Origin of the sequence: Sinomonas cyclohexanicum (assembly GCF_020886775.1) — a bacterium.
GTDB classification, from domain to species: Bacteria; Actinomycetota; Actinomycetes; order Actinomycetales; family Micrococcaceae; genus Sinomonas; species Sinomonas cyclohexanicum.
In genome coordinates this window covers 2,341,060-2,359,546 of record NZ_AP024525.1, presented here as the reverse complement: position 1 = coordinate 2,359,546, position 18,487 = coordinate 2,341,060, and the positions used below count along the sequence as shown (strand labels likewise).

The 18,487-nt window shown below is 68.4% G+C and carries 15 protein-coding genes; 10 read left to right on the top strand and 5 right to left on the bottom strand.

What is annotated here, in order from left to right; all coding sequences use genetic code 11:
* The first annotated feature begins 60 nt into the window (after positions 1–60).
* Complete coding sequence (locus SCMU_RS11250; RefSeq protein ID WP_229229257.1) at positions 61–3,636, top strand: hypothetical protein; 3,576 nt, start codon at positions 61–63, stop codon at positions 3,634–3,636.
* Here the strand turns inward: SCMU_RS11250 and SCMU_RS20990 are convergent.
* Positions 3,630–3,812, bottom strand: coding sequence for a helix-turn-helix domain-containing protein (locus SCMU_RS20990; RefSeq protein ID WP_371829591.1), 183 nt, complete (start codon positions 3,810–3,812; stop codon positions 3,630–3,632). The genes SCMU_RS11250 and SCMU_RS20990 overlap by 7 nt on opposite strands.
* 221 nt (positions 3,813–4,033) lie before the next feature.
* Between SCMU_RS20990 and SCMU_RS11245 the strand changes: the two genes are divergently transcribed.
* A complete protein-coding gene (locus tag SCMU_RS11245) occupies positions 4,034–5,626 on the top strand; it encodes an IS1634 family transposase (RefSeq protein ID WP_229229256.1) in 1,593 nt (530 codons plus the stop codon).
* A gap of 296 nt (positions 5,627–5,922) precedes the next feature.
* Here the strand turns inward: SCMU_RS11245 and SCMU_RS11240 are convergent, their stop codons facing one another.
* Positions 5,923–7,515 carry an IS1634 family transposase gene (locus tag SCMU_RS11240; protein ID WP_229229256.1) on the bottom strand — a complete coding sequence of 531 codons (1,593 nt, stop codon included), beginning with the start codon at positions 7,513–7,515 and terminating at the stop codon, positions 5,923–5,925.
* Positions 7,516–7,864: 349 nt separating this feature from the next.
* Here SCMU_RS11240 and SCMU_RS11235 point away from each other — a divergent pair, with 349 nt between their 5' ends.
* Together SCMU_RS11235 and SCMU_RS11230 are read left to right on the top strand one after the other, a co-directional pair.
* Positions 7,865–8,008, top strand: a complete 144-nt coding sequence (locus tag SCMU_RS11235; RefSeq protein WP_229229255.1) for a hypothetical protein — start codon at positions 7,865–7,867, stop codon at positions 8,006–8,008.
* Positions 8,009–8,080: 72 nt separating this feature from the next.
* The gene (locus SCMU_RS11230) at positions 8,081–8,497 is read left to right on the top strand and encodes a winged helix DNA-binding protein (RefSeq protein WP_229229254.1); all 417 of its coding nucleotides are present in this window, start codon (positions 8,081–8,083) and stop codon (positions 8,495–8,497) included.
* Between the two features lie 20 nt (positions 8,498–8,517).
* On the opposite strand, the gene SCMU_RS11225 is transcribed toward SCMU_RS11230, so the two are convergent.
* Complete coding sequence (locus SCMU_RS11225) at positions 8,518–9,096, bottom strand: DUF2249 domain-containing protein (RefSeq protein ID WP_338027555.1); 579 nt, start codon at positions 9,094–9,096, stop codon at positions 8,518–8,520.
* An 18-nt stretch (positions 9,097–9,114) separates the two neighbouring features.
* Between SCMU_RS11225 and SCMU_RS11220 the strand changes: the two genes are divergently transcribed.
* The 4 genes from SCMU_RS11220 (at position 9,115) to SCMU_RS11205 (ending at position 13,010) form a co-directional block, all read left to right on the top strand.
* A complete protein-coding gene (locus tag SCMU_RS11220; protein ID WP_229229253.1) occupies positions 9,115–9,792 on the top strand; it encodes an alpha/beta hydrolase family protein in 678 nt (225 codons plus the stop codon).
* Positions 9,793–9,852: 60 nt separating this feature from the next.
* Positions 9,853–11,316 (top strand): amidase, encoded by a 1,464-nt coding sequence (locus SCMU_RS11215; protein ID WP_229229252.1) that lies wholly within the window; start codon positions 9,853–9,855, stop codon positions 11,314–11,316.
* 17 nt (positions 11,317–11,333) lie between these two features.
* Positions 11,334–11,477 carry a hypothetical protein gene (locus tag SCMU_RS11210; protein WP_229229251.1) on the top strand — a complete coding sequence of 48 codons (144 nt, stop codon included), beginning with the start codon at positions 11,334–11,336 and terminating at the stop codon, positions 11,475–11,477.
* A gap of 63 nt (positions 11,478–11,540) precedes the next feature.
* Positions 11,541–13,010, top strand: coding sequence for a sialidase family protein (locus SCMU_RS11205; RefSeq protein WP_229229250.1), 1,470 nt, complete (start codon positions 11,541–11,543; stop codon positions 13,008–13,010).
* Here SCMU_RS11205 and SCMU_RS11200 read toward each other — a convergent pair.
* Positions 13,000–14,805 (bottom strand): SulP family inorganic anion transporter, encoded by a 1,806-nt coding sequence (locus SCMU_RS11200; protein WP_229229249.1) that lies wholly within the window; start codon positions 14,803–14,805, stop codon positions 13,000–13,002. The genes SCMU_RS11205 and SCMU_RS11200 overlap by 11 nt on opposite strands.
* A gap of 58 nt (positions 14,806–14,863) precedes the next feature.
* On the opposite strand from SCMU_RS11200, the gene SCMU_RS11195 reads away from it, so the two are divergent.
* Complete coding sequence (locus tag SCMU_RS11195; protein WP_229229248.1) at positions 14,864–16,279, top strand: phytoene desaturase family protein; 1,416 nt, start codon at positions 14,864–14,866, stop codon at positions 16,277–16,279.
* 92 nt (positions 16,280–16,371) lie between these two features.
* Complete coding sequence (locus SCMU_RS11190) at positions 16,372–17,499, top strand: class I SAM-dependent methyltransferase (protein ID WP_229233017.1); 1,128 nt, start codon at positions 16,372–16,374, stop codon at positions 17,497–17,499.
* Between the two features lie 9 nt (positions 17,500–17,508).
* Here SCMU_RS11190 and SCMU_RS11185 read toward each other — a convergent pair whose 3' ends face one another.
* Entirely contained in the window at positions 17,509–18,477 is a 969-nt protein-coding gene (locus SCMU_RS11185) for an aminoglycoside phosphotransferase family protein (RefSeq protein WP_229229247.1), read from the bottom strand.
* Between the last annotated feature and the right edge of the window lie 10 nt (positions 18,478–18,487).

The window sequence follows — 18,487 nt, the reverse complement described above, 5'->3', positions numbered from 1 at the left end:
GGATGCAGGGCTGTTTCGCCCCGTATGCAGGCAACGCAGCATGGGGAGAGGGAAGAGTAAATGACTGCTGACTTTGGTCCCTTTTCGGTTTCGGCTGCGCAAATAAGCGGGCTTGGTGCCGCGAACTTTGGCCAATTTGTCGGTCGGCTGCTAGCCACCGAAGCGGCTGCCCACGGCATGGCCGGGACGGCACTTGAGACAACATACCTGGAGAACGTGGGAGACGGTGGCGTTGATGCCGGTCTTCGGCACGCCCAAGCTACACCGTGGATCCCAGCTGGGGACAGTGCATGGCAGTTCAAGGCCGGTGATCTAGCTCCCGGAAAATGCAAGGCGGAGATCATCAACGCATCCAAGGCGATCGAAGTCCTGCGTGCAGGTGGGCAGTACCGACTCGTCCTCGGAAAAAGCTTGACGACGGCGAAGATTGATTCACGGCACAAGAAGTTGATTGAGGGCGCCGCAGAACTCGGTATTGATTCTGCGGCTACTCGAATCGAAGTCGTTACTGCCGATGGATTGGCCAGATGGTCAGAACAATATCCTGCGCTGGCCGTCAGTCCAGTGCTTCATGGCACCGGGGCGATCGGACAGACCTTCGACGAATGGTCGCAGTCAAATAGACATACTACATTGTGGGTTTCTTCTCCCGACCGAGATGCGCAGATTGCGGCCATCCGAGATGTACTTTCAACAGGGACGCAGCCTGACCTGCACTTGGACGGAGTAAGTGGCCTCGGGAAGACGCGTCTCGTACTGGAGGCCCTTCGTGGGCAGCCGTACGAGGTTGTAGTCGTTTATGCGTCCGCGGCGGACTCCTTTCCAGTTCCAATATTGAATCAGCTGCAGTCGCAAAAACGGACAGCTGTTGTTGTTGTTGATGAGTGCGACCGCAAACAACACGAAATCTACGCGTCGATTATCCACAGCGGTTCGACGATTCGATTGTTGACTATTGGTGAGCCTGGGGGTAATACGACGCGGACGCCCATGATTTCCGTTTCGGCATTCGAGGACGACCAGATGAAAGAGCTGCTGCAAAAGAACGAACCGCAGCTCTGGCCTGAGGCCGAACGGGTTGTAGTGGAAGTGGCAGCGGGAAATATCGATTACGCACTCAAGGCGGCTAGGGGTCTGATAAGAAGTGGCCGCGGTTCCGCCGGAAGATTGGCCACTGATGAGGATATTCGATCATTTATTACAGCGCAACTTCCCGATGGCACACTTTTTTTAGCCTGTTGCGCGCTCGCACTCTTTAGTCGTTTTGGGCATGATCGCGACGTAGCCACGGAACTATCTACGATTTCTTTGGGTCTCGGGCTCGATGTCGCTGACTTGCGGGCTGCCGCCACTTCACTTCAAAGGCAGGGATTTCTGTCCAAGCAGGGAAGATTCAGAAGTGTGGGTCCTTACCCACTGGCTGTTTATCTTGCGTCTCAAGCCTGGGCCGAGTTCGGCGAATCCATCGTCACGAACCTCTTTCCGGTCTTAGATCCAGACATGATGGAGCGGCTCTTCCGTCGCGCGGCTGACATCGGTGAGTTGGAGAACTCAAGTTCATCGGTCGTGGCACTCCTCGCGGACGATGGCCCGATCGCCTCGCTCGAGGCAATTGGCGAGAACAACAATTCTCGTCTTCTTGTTCACTTCGCAGTGCTTGCTCCGGGTCCCGTTTCAGAGCGACTCTCAGCTCTGATCAGTTCCGCGACCGAGGAGGAATTACGGCATCATGAGAAAGTCCGTCGTGACCTCGTTTGGTCGCTAGAAAAACTGGCTTGGCATTCTCGTACTTTTGAGGTAGCGGCCGATTCGCTGCTCAAGCTTGCAGTCGCAGAGACCGAGGCGTTTAGTAATAATGCCACGGGTACTTGGGTGGAGCTATTCGGGACGATGTTGCCGGGTACGGCAGCTGCACCTGACGCGCGCGTGATTTACCTCAAAAGTGTGGCCGAGTCTGAAGATCCGCGTGTTCGTCTATTGGCGGCCAAAGGTGCCGCGCGGACACTTTCGATACATGAGTCGATCATGGTGTCGGGTGAGATTCAAGGGGGGATGGTCGTTGAGAGGCGGGGCCAACCCGAGACGTGGGGTGATGTCTGGCGATACCGCAATTCTGCTGTCGACATACTCGGATCGCTAGCGACTGACGATGACCTCGACGTTGCGGAAACAGCGATCAAGGTATTGACGGAATCGATCCATGGAGTCCTCGAGGCGCCTGCTGTTTGTGAGCATTTGGCTCGAGTTGTCTCCACTCTGCCAGATTCAGTGATATCTCAAGTACGCATTGAGATTGCGAGCCTACGCTCGATGTTTGCTCGGGCCGACGTAACCGATGGGCGGCCTCAGGGGCTTGAGCTCTTTGAGGCACATCTGCCGCCGGAGTCCGCCGAAGATCGACTTGTCGTTGTGGCTAGTACCAACTCCTGGGATAGGCCGGTGAGTGACGTGAGCGCCGATCTCGTGGCGGCAGCCCGCGCGGTCAACCCCATGGATCCTGCCTCGGTGATATTGGATCTGCTATCTTCGCGCCCGGTTCCCGCGGCATATTCCGCGGGCCACGCGCTCACCGATATCGGGCGTGAGATTGCAGATTTACAAGTGCAGTTGCTCCAGCTTCTTGACGGGCCGAATGCGGAAGCGCTGATTGGATACCTACATAGTCTTGTCGACCAAGGTGACCCGGATGCTTTCGATTCTTTCGTTGATAGTTATGAGCTGGAGCCCATTCGACGTCTTCAACTGACCGTACGAGGCCCTCGAACTGAACGCGCGATCCAGCGCGTACATGAACTCGTGGACGAGGTGCCGGTCAACTCCGCCGCCCGGTTGTTGTTCGGCTGGATGCGTGATGCTGAAGAGAAGACGGTTGCCCGTTACGTTGCTTCCTGGCTTGGTCGATTGGAGAGTCAGGACGATTATAATGCGGCTGTGGATTTTGCGGCACTCCATGTATACCAAAAGCCGCAATATCTGGATGTCTTAGATCCGCTGCTACTTACGCTCGTGGCAAGAAGGGCCGATTTCCCGGAAGTTGGTCAGCAGCAATGGGATTGGGGACAGTTAGCAGGTCGACAGCTAGATATCGATCCATCAGCGCTCGCTCGGATGCTTGCTGATTTTATTGAGACAGGCGCGCTTAGCGCCTATTCGGGTTCGGAGGAGTCCCAGCTTTTGCGCCGGAGCGTCCGGGCTTCGGGCGAACCTGTGTGGCGGGACCTGATGGACCGACTCGAGGGTGGTTCTTGGCGTCTTTCTTTTGCGCTCCGCGACTGGATGGCAGATGCTGTCGATGTTTCTGTGGCTCGAAGTTGGGTTGGCGATAGTGAGGACCGGGGACGAATTCTAGGCTCCGTCGCCTCGGTCGGAGGCGGGGATCTTTCTCCGGTAGTTCGATTTCTTATCGACAATTTTGGAGATGATGGCCGTGTTTCATCGGCTCTTGTAGGCCAATTCGTTAGCGGGTCTTGGACTGGTAACGAGTCAGATCGAATTGCCCGGCAGATCTCTCAGGTTGAGGGCTGGCTGTCTGATCATTCCCAATCTCGAACAGTGAAGGGGTGGGCGCGCAAATTGGTGAGATCTCTAGAAGCGGAGCGGGAGCGAGCTCTAGAAAGAGAGGCCGAAGGTTACTGATTTGGCCGTCCATGCGTATCTCGCATCCTCACCTCAGCTTTCGTCAGCTGGTTCCAGATTGTCTTCGGGCTGTAGTTGAGCTTCTCGCCAATCGTTGCGACCGACTCTCCAGTCGCATACAGGCGCTTCGCCTCCTCGACGTCATCCCGGGTGACGCGAGAGTTGCGAATCGGCACACCATGTTGCCGGAGCAGAGCGACAACGCTCGTCTTGTTGACCCCGAACCTCGTGGCAAGTTGTCGTGATGACGCGCCGGATCGGTAGAGCTCCAGAAGTTCGGCCTGACTCGTGCCACTTGGGTGGCGGATTTTCGTTGATAGGGCTCTGACCTGCGGCTTCTTCCGGGTCGAGTGGCGGCCTTGGTTACTAAGAACCTGTCGGAAGGTAGCCTCGGAGGGTGGCTTCCAGGTTCGTTCGCAAGGTCAGGACTGCCTCGGGCGCCGTCGCTGTCCAGATCGTGTCCAAGGATCGGGGCCAGGTCGTGGAGGTCGACCATGTGGGTTCGGCCCATACCGATGCCGAGCTGGCGCTTCTGCTTGACCTGGCCCGCGATCGGCTCCGGCCCGGCCAGGGGACGCTGGACCTGGGCCCGCTGCCCCGCGCAGAGGTCCGAACCGAGGACGTCGCCGACTGGACGGCCGCCGCCTCGCTGCCGGTAGCCGCTCCCAGCGGACGCCCACGGCTCGTGGCCGGCGGCGGGCGCGTGGTGTCAACGGCATCGCTGCTGCTCTGGGACGTCTTGGCCCAGGCCTACTCCCGTCTGGGATTCGATGCCCTCGACGATGAGGCGTTCAGATCGCTGGTGCTGGCCCGGATCATCGAGCCCACGTCGAAGGCCGACACCCTCCGGGTCCTGGAAGAGATCGGGGTGCCCGCACCGGCGCTGCGCACGGTGTTCCGATGCCTGGAGCGCTGCAGCAGGCAGGACTACCGCGACATCCTCGCCAAGGCCTGCCTCGCGCACTCGGTCCGCGCTGCTGGGCCTGCGGCGATGGTCATGTATGACGTGACCACGCTCCATTTCGAGAATGAGGACGAGGACGAGCTGCGCAGGGTCGGGATGAGCAAGGAGCACCGGGTGGACCCGCAGGTCCAGGTCGGGCTGCTGGTGGACCCGGGCGGGTTCCCGCTGGAGGTGCACCTCTTCGACGGGCGCAAGGCCGAGACGACCACTCTGGTGCCGGTGCTGAAGGCGTTCCAGGAACGCCACGGGGTCACGGACATGGTCGTGGTCGCCGACGCCGGCATGCTCTCGGCGGGCAACCTGAACGCTCTCGAGGATGCCGGGTTCGCCTTCATCGTCGGCTCCCGCCTGACCAAGGCACCGTACGACCTCGCCGATCACTTCGAAGCCCACGGGGACTGGTTCGAGGACGGACAGATCCTCGAATCCATCCGGACCATGGGAACCGGCAAGGACGCGAGGGAACGGCGGATCGTCTACCAGTACTCGTTCAAAAGGGCCAAGCGCGACCGGCGCACCATCAACCTCATGATCGAGAAGGCCGAACGCATCGCCGCCGGCACCACTCCCTTGAAGAAGGCGCGGTTCCTGAAGGTCACCGGCGCCGAGAAGGCCCTCGACCAGGCCACCATCGACCGGGCCCGGAAGCTGGCCGGGCTGAAGGGCTACGTGACCAGCCTGCCCGAGACCACGATGAGCGGCGCCGCGGTGATCGGCGCCTACCACGACCTCTGGCAGGTCGAGGCGTCCTTCCGCATGACCAAGTCCGACCTGAAGGCCCGGCCCGTCTTCCACCACCAGCGCGAGGCCATCGAGGCCCACCTCACCGTCGTGTTCGCAGCCCTCGCCATCGCCCGCCGCCTCCAAGACGCCACCGGCGTGAGCATCAAGAAGCTCGTCCAGACGCTGCGTCCCGTCCGCTCGGCAACAATCGAGGTCAACGGCCAACGCCTCACCCTCGAACCCGACATCCCCCCGAAGGCCCAAGACATCCTGACAACACTCGGCCTCACCGCAGGTCACTAAGGCAAGTGGCACGACTCAGGTTCGGCGACGGCATGGCTGCTCAGTCGCTCGCTCAACCTGATGGTGGCAGGGGAGCGCTGCCGTCGTGGCCTCGCGGTCCCTGGTTGCTGCGGCGGCGCCACCACTATCTTGTTCCACTTCGTCAAAGAGTGGCGGTGCGGGCTGGAATAGTGTCGCAGTACCTCCACCACCGCAGAAGAGGCCCGGGCATCCGGGCCTCTTCTGCGTCTGACCACCGTTGTCCCCACCTGCGGCGTCCGGTGATCTTCGCCCGGGCCTGAGTCGTGCCACTTGCCTTAGTGACCTGCGGTGAGGCCGAGTGTTGTCAGGATGTCTTGGGCCTTCGGGGGGATGTCGGGTTCGAGGGTGAGGCGTTGGCCGTTGACCTCGATTGTTGCCGAGCGGACCGGGCGCAGGGTCTGGACGAGCTTCTTGATGCTCACGCCGGTGGCGTCTTGGAGGCGGCGGGCGATGGCGAGGGCTGCGAACACGACGGTGAGGTGGGCCTCGATGGCCTCGCGCTGGTGGTGGAAGACGGGCCGGGCCTTCAGGTCGGACTTGGTCATGCGGAAGGACGCCTCGACCTGCCAGAGGTCGTGGTAGGCGCCGATCACCGCGGCGCCGCTCATCGTGGTCTCGGGCAGGCTGGTCACGTAGCCCTTCAGCCCGGCCAGCTTCCGGGCCCGGTCGATGGTGGCCTGGTCGAGGGCCTTCTCGGCGCCGGTGACCTTCAGGAACCGCGCCTTCTTCAAGGGAGTGGTGCCGGCGGCGATGCGTTCGGCCTTCTCGATCATGAGGTTGATGGTGCGCCGGTCGCGCTTGGCCCTTTTGAACGAGTACTGGTAGACGATCCGCCGTTCCCTCGCGTCCTTGCCGGTTCCCATGGTCCGGATGGATTCGAGGATCTGTCCGTCCTCGAACCAGTCCCCGTGGGCTTCGAAGTGATCGGCGAGGTCGTACGGTGCCTTGGTCAGGCGGGAGCCGACGATGAAGGCGAACCCGGCATCCTCGAGAGCGTTCAGGTTGCCCGCCGAGAGCATGCCGGCGTCGGCGACCACGACCATGTCCGTGACCCCGTGGCGTTCCTGGAACGCCTTCAGCACCGGCACCAGAGTGGTCGTCTCGGCCTTGCGCCCGTCGAAGAGGTGCACCTCCAGCGGGAACCCGCCCGGGTCCACCAGCAGCCCGACCTGGACCTGCGGGTCCACCCGGTGCTCCTTGCTCATCCCGACCCTGCGCAGCTCGTCCTCGTCCTCATTCTCGAAATGGAGCGTGGTCACGTCATACATGACCATCGCCGCAGGCCCAGCAGCGCGGACCGAGTGCGCGAGGCAGGCCTTGGCGAGGATGTCGCGGTAGTCCTGCCTGCTGCAGCGCTCCAGGCATCGGAACACCGTGCGCAGCGCCGGTGCGGGCACCCCGATCTCTTCCAGGACCCGGAGGGTGTCGGCCTTCGACGTGGGCTCGATGATCCGGGCCAGCACCAGCGATCTGAACGCCTCATCGTCGAGGGCATCGAATCCCAGACGGGAGTAGGCCTGGGCCAAGACGTCCCAGAGCAGCAGCGATGCCGTTGACACCACGCGCCCGCCGCCGGCCACGAGCCGTGGGCGTCCGCTGGGAGCGGCTACCGGCAGCGAGGCGGCGGCCGTCCAGTCGGCGACGTCCTCGGTTCGGACCTCTGCGCGGGGCAGCGGGCCCAGGTCCAGCGTCCCCTGGCCGGGCCGGAGCCGATCGCGGGCCAGGTCAAGCAGAAGCGCCAGCTCGGCATCGGTATGGGCCGAACCCACATGGTCGACCTCCACGACCTGGCCCCGATCCTTGGACACGATCTGGACAGCGACGGCGCCCGAGGCAGTCCTGACCTTGCGAACGAACCTGGAAGCCACCCTCCGAGGCTACCTTCCGACAGGTTCTTAGTAACCAAGGCCGCCACTCGACCCGGAAGAAGCCGCAGGTCAGAGCCCTATCAACGAAAATCCGCCACCCAAGTGGCACGAGTCAGGGGTCCCTGGTTGCTGCGGCGGCGCCACCACTATCTTGTTCCACTTCGTCAAAGAGTGGCGGTGCGGGCTGGAATAGTGTCGCAGTACCTCCACCACCGCAGAAGAGGCCCGGGCATCCGGGCCTCTTCTGCGTCTGACCACCGTTGTCCCCACCTGCGGCGTCCGGTGATCTTCGCCCGGGCTTCACTCGCCGTTCGCTCTGTGGGGCGGCGCTCATTCCTAGACTGGCGCCGTGAAGCTCACTGAATACATCGACCTCGTCGAGGACCTGACCTCCGCCGTGCTGGACGGGGAGGGAACCGCGGCCGCGAGCCTGGCCCAGACCGTCAAGTCCGCGGGCCGCGAGATCCGCACACAGGCGCGGCAGATGGACTGAGGTCCCTAGCCAGGACGGCCGCGCTTCACGCAGAGTGGTACCGAATGATCCCCTCTGCGCGGGAGTGATGCCATGAACCAGACCCAGCAGCCGCTCGGCTTCCTGCTCAAGACCCTCGATAGGCTCCTCGAGGACCGCTTCGACGAGGCGCTCGAGCGCCACCGGCTCAGCCGCCGCCAGTGGCAGCTCCTCAACGTCCTCGCGGACACCGAGTCGACAGTAGCCCAGCTCGACGAGGCCATCGCGCCATTCCTCGAGGCCGACGCCCAGGGGACCTCCGAGGGCCACCTCGAGCCGCTGCTCGGGGGAGGGCTCGTGGCCGAGAAGTCCGGGGTCTTCCGCCTCACCGACCTGGGCCGCGAGGAGCTGCACGGGGCACGGGAGACGGTACAGGGGCTGAGGGACGTCAGCGTCCGCGGGCTTGAGGACGGCGAGTACGAGCGCACGCTGCGCACACTCGAGGCGATGATCGTCAACCTCTCCGAATAGGCATGGGCGTCGGGCAGGGCTCACCCCCGCCGCGTGAGACCCAGACCGGGCTTGCGCTGGTGCACGGAAAGGTAGCGCAGGCCATCCGGCCCGGCCTCGAACTGACGCCGCGAGCGCCGCGGGAGCCAGACGAGCGCCCCTGGGACCAAGGTGACCTTGCCGGCCTCGGTGGCCAGTGTGCCCCCGCCCGCGATGACGTGGAGGAGCACATCGAGATCGGGGCCCACGTGATCGCCGATCGTCCCGCCCGGCGGGAGGGCGATGACGTTCGAGTCGAGGTCCCTGTTGCCCATGGTGAGCCGGAACACGGCACCCGACGCGTCGGCGTCGTGCGCCGCGGCGAGCGCGAGGGTGTCGGTGAGGACCCGCGGCAGGGGAGTGCTCGCGGTCCGGGTGAGGCGGATCCTCCACTCGGGACCCCGCTCGAGGTAGTCCCACGCGGAGGCGCCGTACTGGTCGTCGTCGAACTCGGCGCGCAGGGACACGGGATCGTGGTTCGCCACCAGCACGAACGACTCGCCGACGGCGAGGTTGGCGAAGGCTGCGAACACGGCGCGGTGCCGCTGCGGCTTGGGGATCGGCCTGACGTCGAGGTCCATGAAGGGCAGGATAGTCCCATGGCAGAACACGGCGAACGCATCACTCTCCGCACCCCCTCCGGAGACGTCTCCGGAGTGTACGCACGGCCGGCACGGGGCAAGGTTCCGGCCGCGACGGTCGTCGTGGCCCACGGCGCCGGCGCGGGGATGGACCACCCGTTCCTCGTGGGCTACTGCGAGGCGCTCAACGGGCTCGGGCTCGCGACCCTCCGGTTCAACTTCGCGTACATGGAGGCCGGCAAGCGCCTCCCGGACCGCGCGCCCAGGGCCATTCCCGTCTGGACGGCTGCGCTCGCCGAGGCACGACGCCGCTCGGCCGGGGAGCCGCTGTGGGCCGCGGGGAAGTCGTTCGGCGGCCGCATGGCCTCGATGGCCGTCGCCGAGGGGGCGATCGACCCGGCGGGCCTCGTTTTCCTCGGCTACCCCCTGCACCCCGCAGGGAAGCCGGACAGGCTCCGCGACGAGCACCTGTACGCCATCACCCTCCCGATGCTGTTCCTCTCGGGGACTCGGGACACCCTTGCCACCGCGGACCTCCTGGACGGCGTCGTCGCCAAGCTTCCCACCGCGACGCTGGCATGGCAGGAGGGCGGCGACCACTCGTTCGCCGTCAAGGGCGTCAAGCGCCCGGCTGAGGAAGTCGGCGCGTCGCTCGCCGGGCCCACCGCGGACTTCATCCGGGCGCACCGGGCCTGACGGGCCACTCGGCCGGTCCGGCTCTTGCGGCCGAGGCGTGGCCGGTGGTCCCCTGAAGGCGTGGACGAGCAGCTCCGCTGGCTCGACGGCCTCGCGCAGGCCGCGCTGGTCCGGACCCGTGCCGCGAGCACTGCGGAGCTCGAGGCCGAGTTCCGTGAGCGCGTCCGGGCCCTCGGGGCGCCGCTGGGCGCGCTCGTGTGGGAGGCCGGCCCCGGCGGCGCGCTCGCGGACGTCCCGGGCGGTGCGCACGACGGCGCCCCGCCGCCTTCCCCGTCCCGCGCACCCTTCGCCGGGGTACCGTTCCTCGTCAAGGACCTCGCGCTCGAGATCGAGGGCACCCCGTTCTCGGAAGGGTCCCGCTGGGCCGAGGGGACCGTCTCGACGCACACGCAGGAGCTCGCCCTCCGGCACAGCAGGGCCGGGCTCGTGACGGTAGGGAAGACGGCCACGTGCGAGTTCGGGCTTGCGCCACACTGCGAGCCTGCGGCCCATGGACCGGTGCGGAACCCGTGGGAGCTGACGCGCTCGACGTCCGGGTCGAGCGGAGGCTCGGCTGCGGCCGTCGCGGCCGGCATCGTCCCGATGGCGCACGGGAATGACCTCGGTGGGTCCCTCAGGTACCCGGCGGCATGGTGCGGGGTATTCGGCTTCAAGCCGAGCCGGGGCCTCGTCCCGATGGGGCCCGCGTACGGCGACATCGTGGGCGGGTTCGCAGTGGAGCACGCCCTCACGCGGTCCGTGCGCGACTCCGCGGCGCTGCTCGACGCCGTCGCCGGACCCCAGCCGGGCGATCCCTACGCCGCCGCCGGAGAACCCGGAGGGTGCCTCGCCGCGCTCGCCGACGGTCCGGGGCGGCTGCGCATCGCCGCGACCGCCACGCCCCGTGGCGGACAGGACGTCGACCCGGCGTGGGCGGGAGCCCTCGAGGACACCGTTGGCCTCCTGGCCCGGCTCGGCCACACCGTGACCGAGGGGGCGCCCGCAGCTCTCGGTCGGGACGGGCACCGCGCCATGGCGGCCGTCTACCGGGGCGCTGCGGACTGGATCCGGGTGTACTGGACACGGCGCACCGGCAGGGAGCCCGGCGAGGGGGACATCGAGCCGTACACGCGCGCGCTGTTCGAGCGCGGCCGGCGTCTCGGGGCCGGGGAGTACCTGGCTGGCGTCGAGGAACTCCAGCGTTTCTCGCGGCGCACCGCGGGGTTCTTCTCGGACGTGGACGTGTGGCTCACCCCTGCCATGGGCGGTCCGCCGGTGCCACTCGGTACCCTGACAGGCACCGAGGACGAGCCCCTGCGGGGCGAGAAGGCCGCCGGCGGGTTCCTCATGTTCGACGCCGAGTACGCCAACATCACCGGCGGCCCCGCGATGAGCGTTCCGGCAGGGTTGGACGCCCACGGTCTGCCGGTCGCCGTCGCGCTCCTGGGCCGTCCCGGCGACGATGCCCGTCTCATGGCGCTCGCCGCCCAGCTCGAGGCCGCCCGGCCGTGGGCGCACCTCCATCCGCGCCTCGAGGCGCACTGAGCAGGAAGGAGCCCGCCGTGTTCGTCGGGAGATACCGCGACCAGTTCAGCACGAGCCGCGGCTTCGCCGCCGCCGTGGCCGCGGCGCGTCTCCCCGGCTTCGAGGCCGAGCCCCTCGGCGACCTCGAGACGTGGAGCTTCCCCGAGCCCACCGGCCCGTAGGGCGGGCTCCAGACTTCGCACCCCACCTATCCATCACTCACACATCCTGAACAGGAGAATGCCGTGATTACAAGACGCGTGCGCCGCGCCGCGCTGCTCACCCTGCTGCCCGCCGCGCTCATGCTCAACATGCCCGGAGCATCCGCAGCGACTCTCGACCCCGTCGTCGCGAGTGGGCCCAGCCCCTTCGCGTCATGCACTGCCGGTGACGGGCCGGGCTCGGTCAACTACGTCAATGCTGAGGTCGAACCTTGGCTCGCAGTCAACCCGGCCAACCAGGACAACATCATCGGCGTCTGGCAGCAGGACCGCTGGTCCGATGGCGGCGCCCACGGCCTCGTCGCAGGCTACTCCACGGATGGCGGTGCGACGTGGGGCGAGACCGCACAGCCGTTCAGCGTGTGTGCTGGCGGCTCGGACCGCTACGACCGCTCCTCCGACCCGTGGGTGTCGATCGGGCCCGACGGCACCGCCTACTCCGTGGCTCTGTCGTTCCAAGGCCACGGGCCGGTAACGGCGGTGCTCGCGGCAACGTCGACAGATGGCGGGAAGACGTGGGGCAATCTCAGCACCCTGAAGGACGACTCCTCACCGAAGTACTTCAACGACAAGGAGTCCGTCACGGCGGATCCGGCCGTCTCCGGCACCGCCTATGCCGTGTGGGACCGGCTCGTCTCGCCGAACGACAACCCGCAGGCCGTGGCGCACGCCTCGGCGTTCACAGGCCCGGCGTGGTTCTCGAAGACGACCAATGGCGGCGTGACCTGGAGCGAAGCCAGGATCGTCGTCCCCACCAAACAGAACCAGCAGACCATCGGCAACCAGATCGTCGTCGGCCCCGACGGCACGCTGTACGACTTCTTCGACCTCATCCTGGGCACGGGGAAGAACGGCGTCGACAAGCTTCACGGCCTCAACGTCGCCTACATCAAGTCCACCGACGGCGGCGACTCGTGGACCGCGCCGCAGGTCATCGCGAAGCTCAACACTGTGGGCGTGAGCGACCCCAACACGGGCGCCCCGCTCCGCACCGGCGACATCATCCCTGAGCCCGCCATCGACCCGGCCACCGGGCAGCTGTACGTCGTGTGGCAGGACTCGAGGTTCAACGGCGGGCACTACGACGAGGTCGCAGTCTCGACGTCGTCCGACGGCGGCGCGACGTGGAGCGAGCCCGCGCGGGTGAACACACCCCAGGGCGTACCGGCCTTCAACCCGAGCGTGCGCGTGGCCGACGGAACCGTCGGCGTCACGTACTACGACTTCCGCAACCTCACGGTCGGGAACACGACCACCCTGCCGACTGACTACTGGTTCACGTCCTCGCCGGTGGGGACGCCGGCGTTCGGCAGCGAGAAGCATGTGCACGGCCCCACGGACGCCATGATGGCGCCCGTCGCCCGCGGCTACTTCTTGGGCGACTACGAGGGCCTGGCCGCGAAGGGCTCGTCCTTCGCGTCGCTGTCCATCTGGGCCAACAACGGGGACACGGCCAACCGGACCGACGCCGTGTTCGCGGTCATCACCCCGTAGAGGGCGCAACGTTCGACGGCGGGCCGTCCGGGGGCGGCCCGCCGTCGCCGTCGTGCCTGTCTCCCCGGTCCTCGCGGTCCGCACGCAGCGCCCGGACCGCGGCGCTCACCGTGGGGTAGAAGTGGTCGACGCCGAACCTCGCCCGGGTGCCGAAGCGCAGGAGGCGGTCCTTCATGGGGCCCTTGAGCTCGGCGAACACGAACTGGATCCCGCGTTCGGCCAGCCACTCGTCGAGTTCGATGAGCTCCTCCAACGCGGTCGTGTCGATGCCCGTGATCGGCTCGGAGGCGAGCACCACATGCGTCACGGGACGGTCCGCGGCCTCGACGAGCGAGCGGAGGTAGTCCGTCAAGACCGAGCCGTTGGCGAAGAACAGGGGAGCGTCGAACCTCGCGAGGATGAGCCCTGGGATGCGCTCCGCCTCGGGGTGGCGCGAGAGATCGTGGTAGCCGGGAACGTCCTCGAGGTGGGCCAGCTCCGCGCGGTACGGCGTGAAGGCCTGTCGCACGAACTCAAGGAGGGCGAGCCCGATTGCGACGAGGATGCCCGTGAGGACGCCCAGCGTCGTCACGCCCACGAACGCGGCAGCCATCACGACCGTCTCGCTTCGGCTCATGCGCGCGAGCCGGACAATCTCAGGGCCGTCCACGAGGCCGATCACCGCGGCGATGACGACCGCGGCGAGAGTCGCCGTCGGCAGGTACGCGGTCGCTCCGGGTGCCACGAGCATGAACGCCGCCACGAGCGCGGCCGCGACCACACCGGCGACCTGGCTGCGGGCCCCCGCATCCAGCGCCACGGGCGTCCGGGACCCGCTCGCCGAGACGGGGAAGCCGCCGAGGACGCCCGTTGCCGCGTTGGCGAGCCCGATCGCGGCGAGCTCCCTGTTGCCGGACACGTCCCCGCCGTAGCGGGCGGCGAGGCTCTTGGACAGGACCCCGGAGTCGGCGAACGTCATGAGCGCGATCCCGGCCGCGGGCAGCACGAGCGCCACGGCGTCGGCAGGGCCGACCCCGGCCAGCGAGGCCGGCGGCAGCCCGGCTGGCAGCGCTCCGGCCACCGTCAGGCGGTGCTCGAGGCCGAGGAGCCAGGTCACGACGCCGGAGCCCACCACGGCCGCGAGGACGCCGACGAGTCGCCAGCCCATCGCGCGGGCGAGCCCGATGACCGCGAGGGACCCTGCACCGACCGCAAGGGAGACAGGGTTCACCTGGTCGAGGGCCCGGACCGTCGCCACGAGCTCTTCCCACGGGCTCCCGCCGGAGACGTGCACGCCCAAGAGGGTCGTCAGCTGGGAGACGATCACCACGAGGGCCAACCCGCTGAGATACCCGAGACGGATCGGGCGCGAGAGCAGCTGGGTCACGACTCCGAGCCGCAGCACCGCACCTGCCATCATGATGGCGCCCATGAGCACGGCGAGGAGCCCGGCGAGCGCTACCGCCCGCCCGGGGCTCCCGGCCGCGAGCGGCAGGGCGGACGCGGCGATGAGGGGCGCGAGGGCCGAGTCCGGCCCCAGCACGAGCACACGGCTCGGTCCGACGACCGCGTACACCACCATCGGCACGACCGTCGCGTACAGCCCCGTGGCAGGGGGGAGGCCCGCAGCCTGGGCGTAGGCCATGCCGGCCGGGATGAGGAGCGCGAACAGTGCGGCCCCCGCGACGAGGTCGTCGCGGAGCCATCGCCTCTCGTAATGCCTCAGCCACGGCGCGAGCGGCACCCAGCCGGGGAGGCGGGCTCGCGCCGTCGTGCGTCCCGCTGACGGCTCTCCGCCCGGCGCTGCACGACCCATGGTTGGATCATCCCCCGCGCAGGGCGCGGGCGCGAGAGCCGGGTGGCAGGATAGGACCGTGAGCACTGCCCTGGTAGTGGGGAGCGGACCCAACGGGCTCGCCGCCGCGGTGCACCTCGCGGCGAGCGGCCTCGACGTGCGCGTCCTGGAGGCCGAGGACACGGTCGGCGGGGGCTGCCGCTCCTCCGAGCCGGCCCTTCCAGGCGTGGTCGCCGACGACTGTTCCGCGTTCCACCCCTTCGCCGCGGCGTCCCCATTCCTTTCCGGACTGGGACTCGAGGAGCACGGCCTGCGCTGGTGCTGGCCCGAGGTCCAGCTCGCCCACCCGCTCGACGGCGGCCGCGAGGCGGTCCTCTGGCAGGACCTCGAGCGCACGACGGCGGAGCTCGCCTCGGACGGGCCGGCGTGGGACGCGATCGTGGGCCGCACCGCACGGGACTTCGGGCGGCTCGTGGGGGACCTGCTCGGCCCCGTGGTGCACGTTCCCCGCCACCCCTTACTGCTCGCGCGCTTCGGGCTCGATGCCGTGCTCCCCGCCACCGTGACCGCGCGCCGGTGGGGCGGCGACCCGGCGCGGGCCCTGTTCGCCGGGATCGCGGCCCACGCGTTCGCGCGGCTCGACGCGCCGCTGACCACGTCCGTCGGACTCGTCCTCGCGGGAGCCGCGCACGCCGTGGGCTGGCCCGTCGCAGAGGGCGGCTCCGGGGCGATCACCCGCGCGCTCGCAGCCAAGCTCGCGTCGCTCGGCGGCTCCGTCGAGACGGGCGTCCGCGTCGAGTCCGCGGAGGCCCTGGCCAGCACGGACCTCGTGCTGCTCGACGTCGCTCCCGCGGCCGCCGCCCGCATTCTCGGCCACCGGCTCCCGGCAGCAACGGCCAGATCCTACGCGCGATACCGGCACGGGCCGGCCGCGTTCAAGGTCGACTTCGCCGTCGAGGGGGACGTGCCATGGAGGGGGGAGCACGCCCCCCGGGCCGGGACCGTTCACCTCGGCGGGACGCTCGAGGAGATCGCGGCCGCCGAGGCCAGCGTGGCCGCCGGGAGGATGCCGGCGAGGCCGTTCGTGCTCGTCGGCCAGCAGTACCTCGCCGATCCCACGCGCTCGCGGGACGGGATCAACCCGGTGTGGGCCTACGCCCACGTCCCGCACGGCTACGCAGGCGACGCGACGGAGGCGCTGATCGCCCAGATCGAGCGATTCGCGCCGGGCTTCCGGTCGCGCGTCCGGGCCGTCGCCGTCCGGGGACCGGCCGCGATCGAGGCGCACAACGCCAACTTCGTGGGCGGCGACATCGGCACGGGGAGCACTGCAGGGCTGCAGCTGATCGCGAGACCCCGCGCGGCCCATCCCTATGCGACGGGCGTGCCTGGCGTCTACCTGTGCTCGGCCGCGACCCCGCCCGGTCCGGGCACGCACGGTATGTCCGGATTCCGCGCCGCGGAGGCCGCGCTCGCATGGCTCGGCACCCGGTGAGGGCGGCATAGGGTAGTCGGGTGCACGACGACGATCCCCACCCCGCTGGGGCGACCCCCTTCTCAGGGCCCACTCACTTCCCGTTCGAGGCCCTGCGCCGCTTTCCCGACGTCGAGGCGGAGAACCTGCAGGCCTATGACGTGACAGACCGCCTCCTCGCAGCCCGCGGCCTCGACCTGGCCGAGGCGCGGGGGCTCTCCGGCCCCGAGATAGCGGTCATCGGGGACGCATACGGGGCCATCACGCTGCAGCTCGCCGCCGCGGGCCTCAGCGGGGTCCGCGTCCACCAGGACCTCGCGACGGGCCGGTCCGCCCTCGCGGCCAACGCCGCGGCCCTCGGCCTCGCGGGCACGTTCCACGCCCACGAACTCGACGCAGGCCTGCTCGCAGGGGGCCGCCTCGTGCTTGCCCAGCTGCCGCGGGGACTCGCCGAGCTTGAGGAGGTCGCGGATGCGGTGGCCCGCTGGGCAGCCCCGGACGCGGAGCTCGTGGCAGGCGGCCGGCTCAAGCACATGACCCTCGCCATGAACGACGTCCTGCGGACGCACTTCTCCGACGTGCGCGCAGGCCTCGCCGTGCAGAAGTCCCGGCTGCTCGCCGCCACAGGATCCCTCCCCGTGCCGGAGGTGCCGCCGTTCCCCGTCTGCGTGAGGCACGACGACGCCGGCCTCACCCTGTGCGCCCACGGCGGCGCCTTCGCTGGACCCCGCCTCGACATCGGGACGCGGTACCTCCTCGGCTTCCTCGACCGCGTCCCGGACGGGGACGCGGTGGACCTCGGCTGCGGCACCGGTGCCCTCGCGGTCGCCTACGCGCTGCGGCACCCGTCGGCCCGGGTCGTGGCGACCGACCGCTCGGCCGCGGCCGTGCGGTCTGCCCGGGCCACGGTCGAGGCCAACGGACTCGCTGGCCGCGTCACCGTGGAGCACGACGACGCTGCCGCGTCACTGCCCGAGGCCGCGGCCGACGTCGTGCTCCTCAACCCGCCCTTCCACCTCGGCGCGACCGTGCACGCGGGGGCCGGGCTCAAGCTCATCGGCGCGGCGGGACGCGTGCTGAGGCCCGGGGGAGAGCTGTGGTGCGTCGCGAACAGCCACCTCGACTACCGCTCGGCGCTGCGGCGCGCCGTCGGGCCCACCGAGGTCTTGGGCCGCGATCGGAAGTTCACGGTGACGCGGTCCGTGCGCAGGGTGACGAAGGGCAAAGCGGCCTCCGCCTAGCACGCCCGCCTAGGCGAAGTCCTCGAGGAGGGCCGCGAGGGTGTCCTCGCCGTTGCGCTCGAACGCGGGGTCGTTGCCCTCGGTGGCCACCGACAGCAGGCCGAAGTGAAGGGCCCACCCGGCCGCACGCTGCCAGCAGCCGCCGTCGTAGGCCGGGCCGTCATCTCCGTGCGGGCCGCGACCCGGCGGGCTGCCCAGAAGCGAGCGGAAGCGGGCGCGGTCGGCGGGTCCGAACAGCTGCCACGTGCAGGCCAGGTCAACGGCCGGATCGCCCGCGCAGAGGTCACCGAAGTCGACGACGGCCGCGAGACTCCCGTCCGGGGCGAACAGCAGGTTCCCGGGGTGCAGGTCGCCGTGCACCCAGCGTCTGGGCCGGTCCAGGGGCGCGGTGACGCGCAGCCGGTCCCAGAGGGCTCGGAGCGCTGCCGCATCGGGTCGTCCGGCCACCCTCGCGAGGCGCTCGCGGATCGGGGCGTCGATGGAGTCCAGGCCGCCGTCCCGGAACGGGTTGGCCGGCGCATCAGCGGGGGCCTCGGCGTGCAGCGCCGTCAGGAAGGCCGCGAGCTGGGGCACCGCGGCCGCACGGTCGGATGACGCGACCTCGAGCCCGGACGTCCCCTCTGTCCATCGGCACACGCTCCAGTCCCAGGGGTAGCCCCTCCCCGGACGGCCGCGGCGGACCGGCTCCGGCAGCCCGATGTCCACCCCTGCTGCGGCGAGGCGCCGCGCGAGGCCGGGCACGATGTCGAGCTCCTTGAGCAGCAGTGGCGCGGCGAGCGCACGGCGGGGGAGACGCACGCACAGCTCGTCTCCGAGCTGGAAGATGACGTTGTCCCACCCCTCGGCGGCCGCTCGGAGCGCCAGCCCCGCGAGGTCCGGGTGCTGGTCGCCCAGGAGCGCGGCCACGAGCTCCGCCGTGATGGGGACCTCGGCGGGCGGGGCGGCCACTGCCGCTGGCAGACGTGGAAGGTGGGACATGGGTCACGGC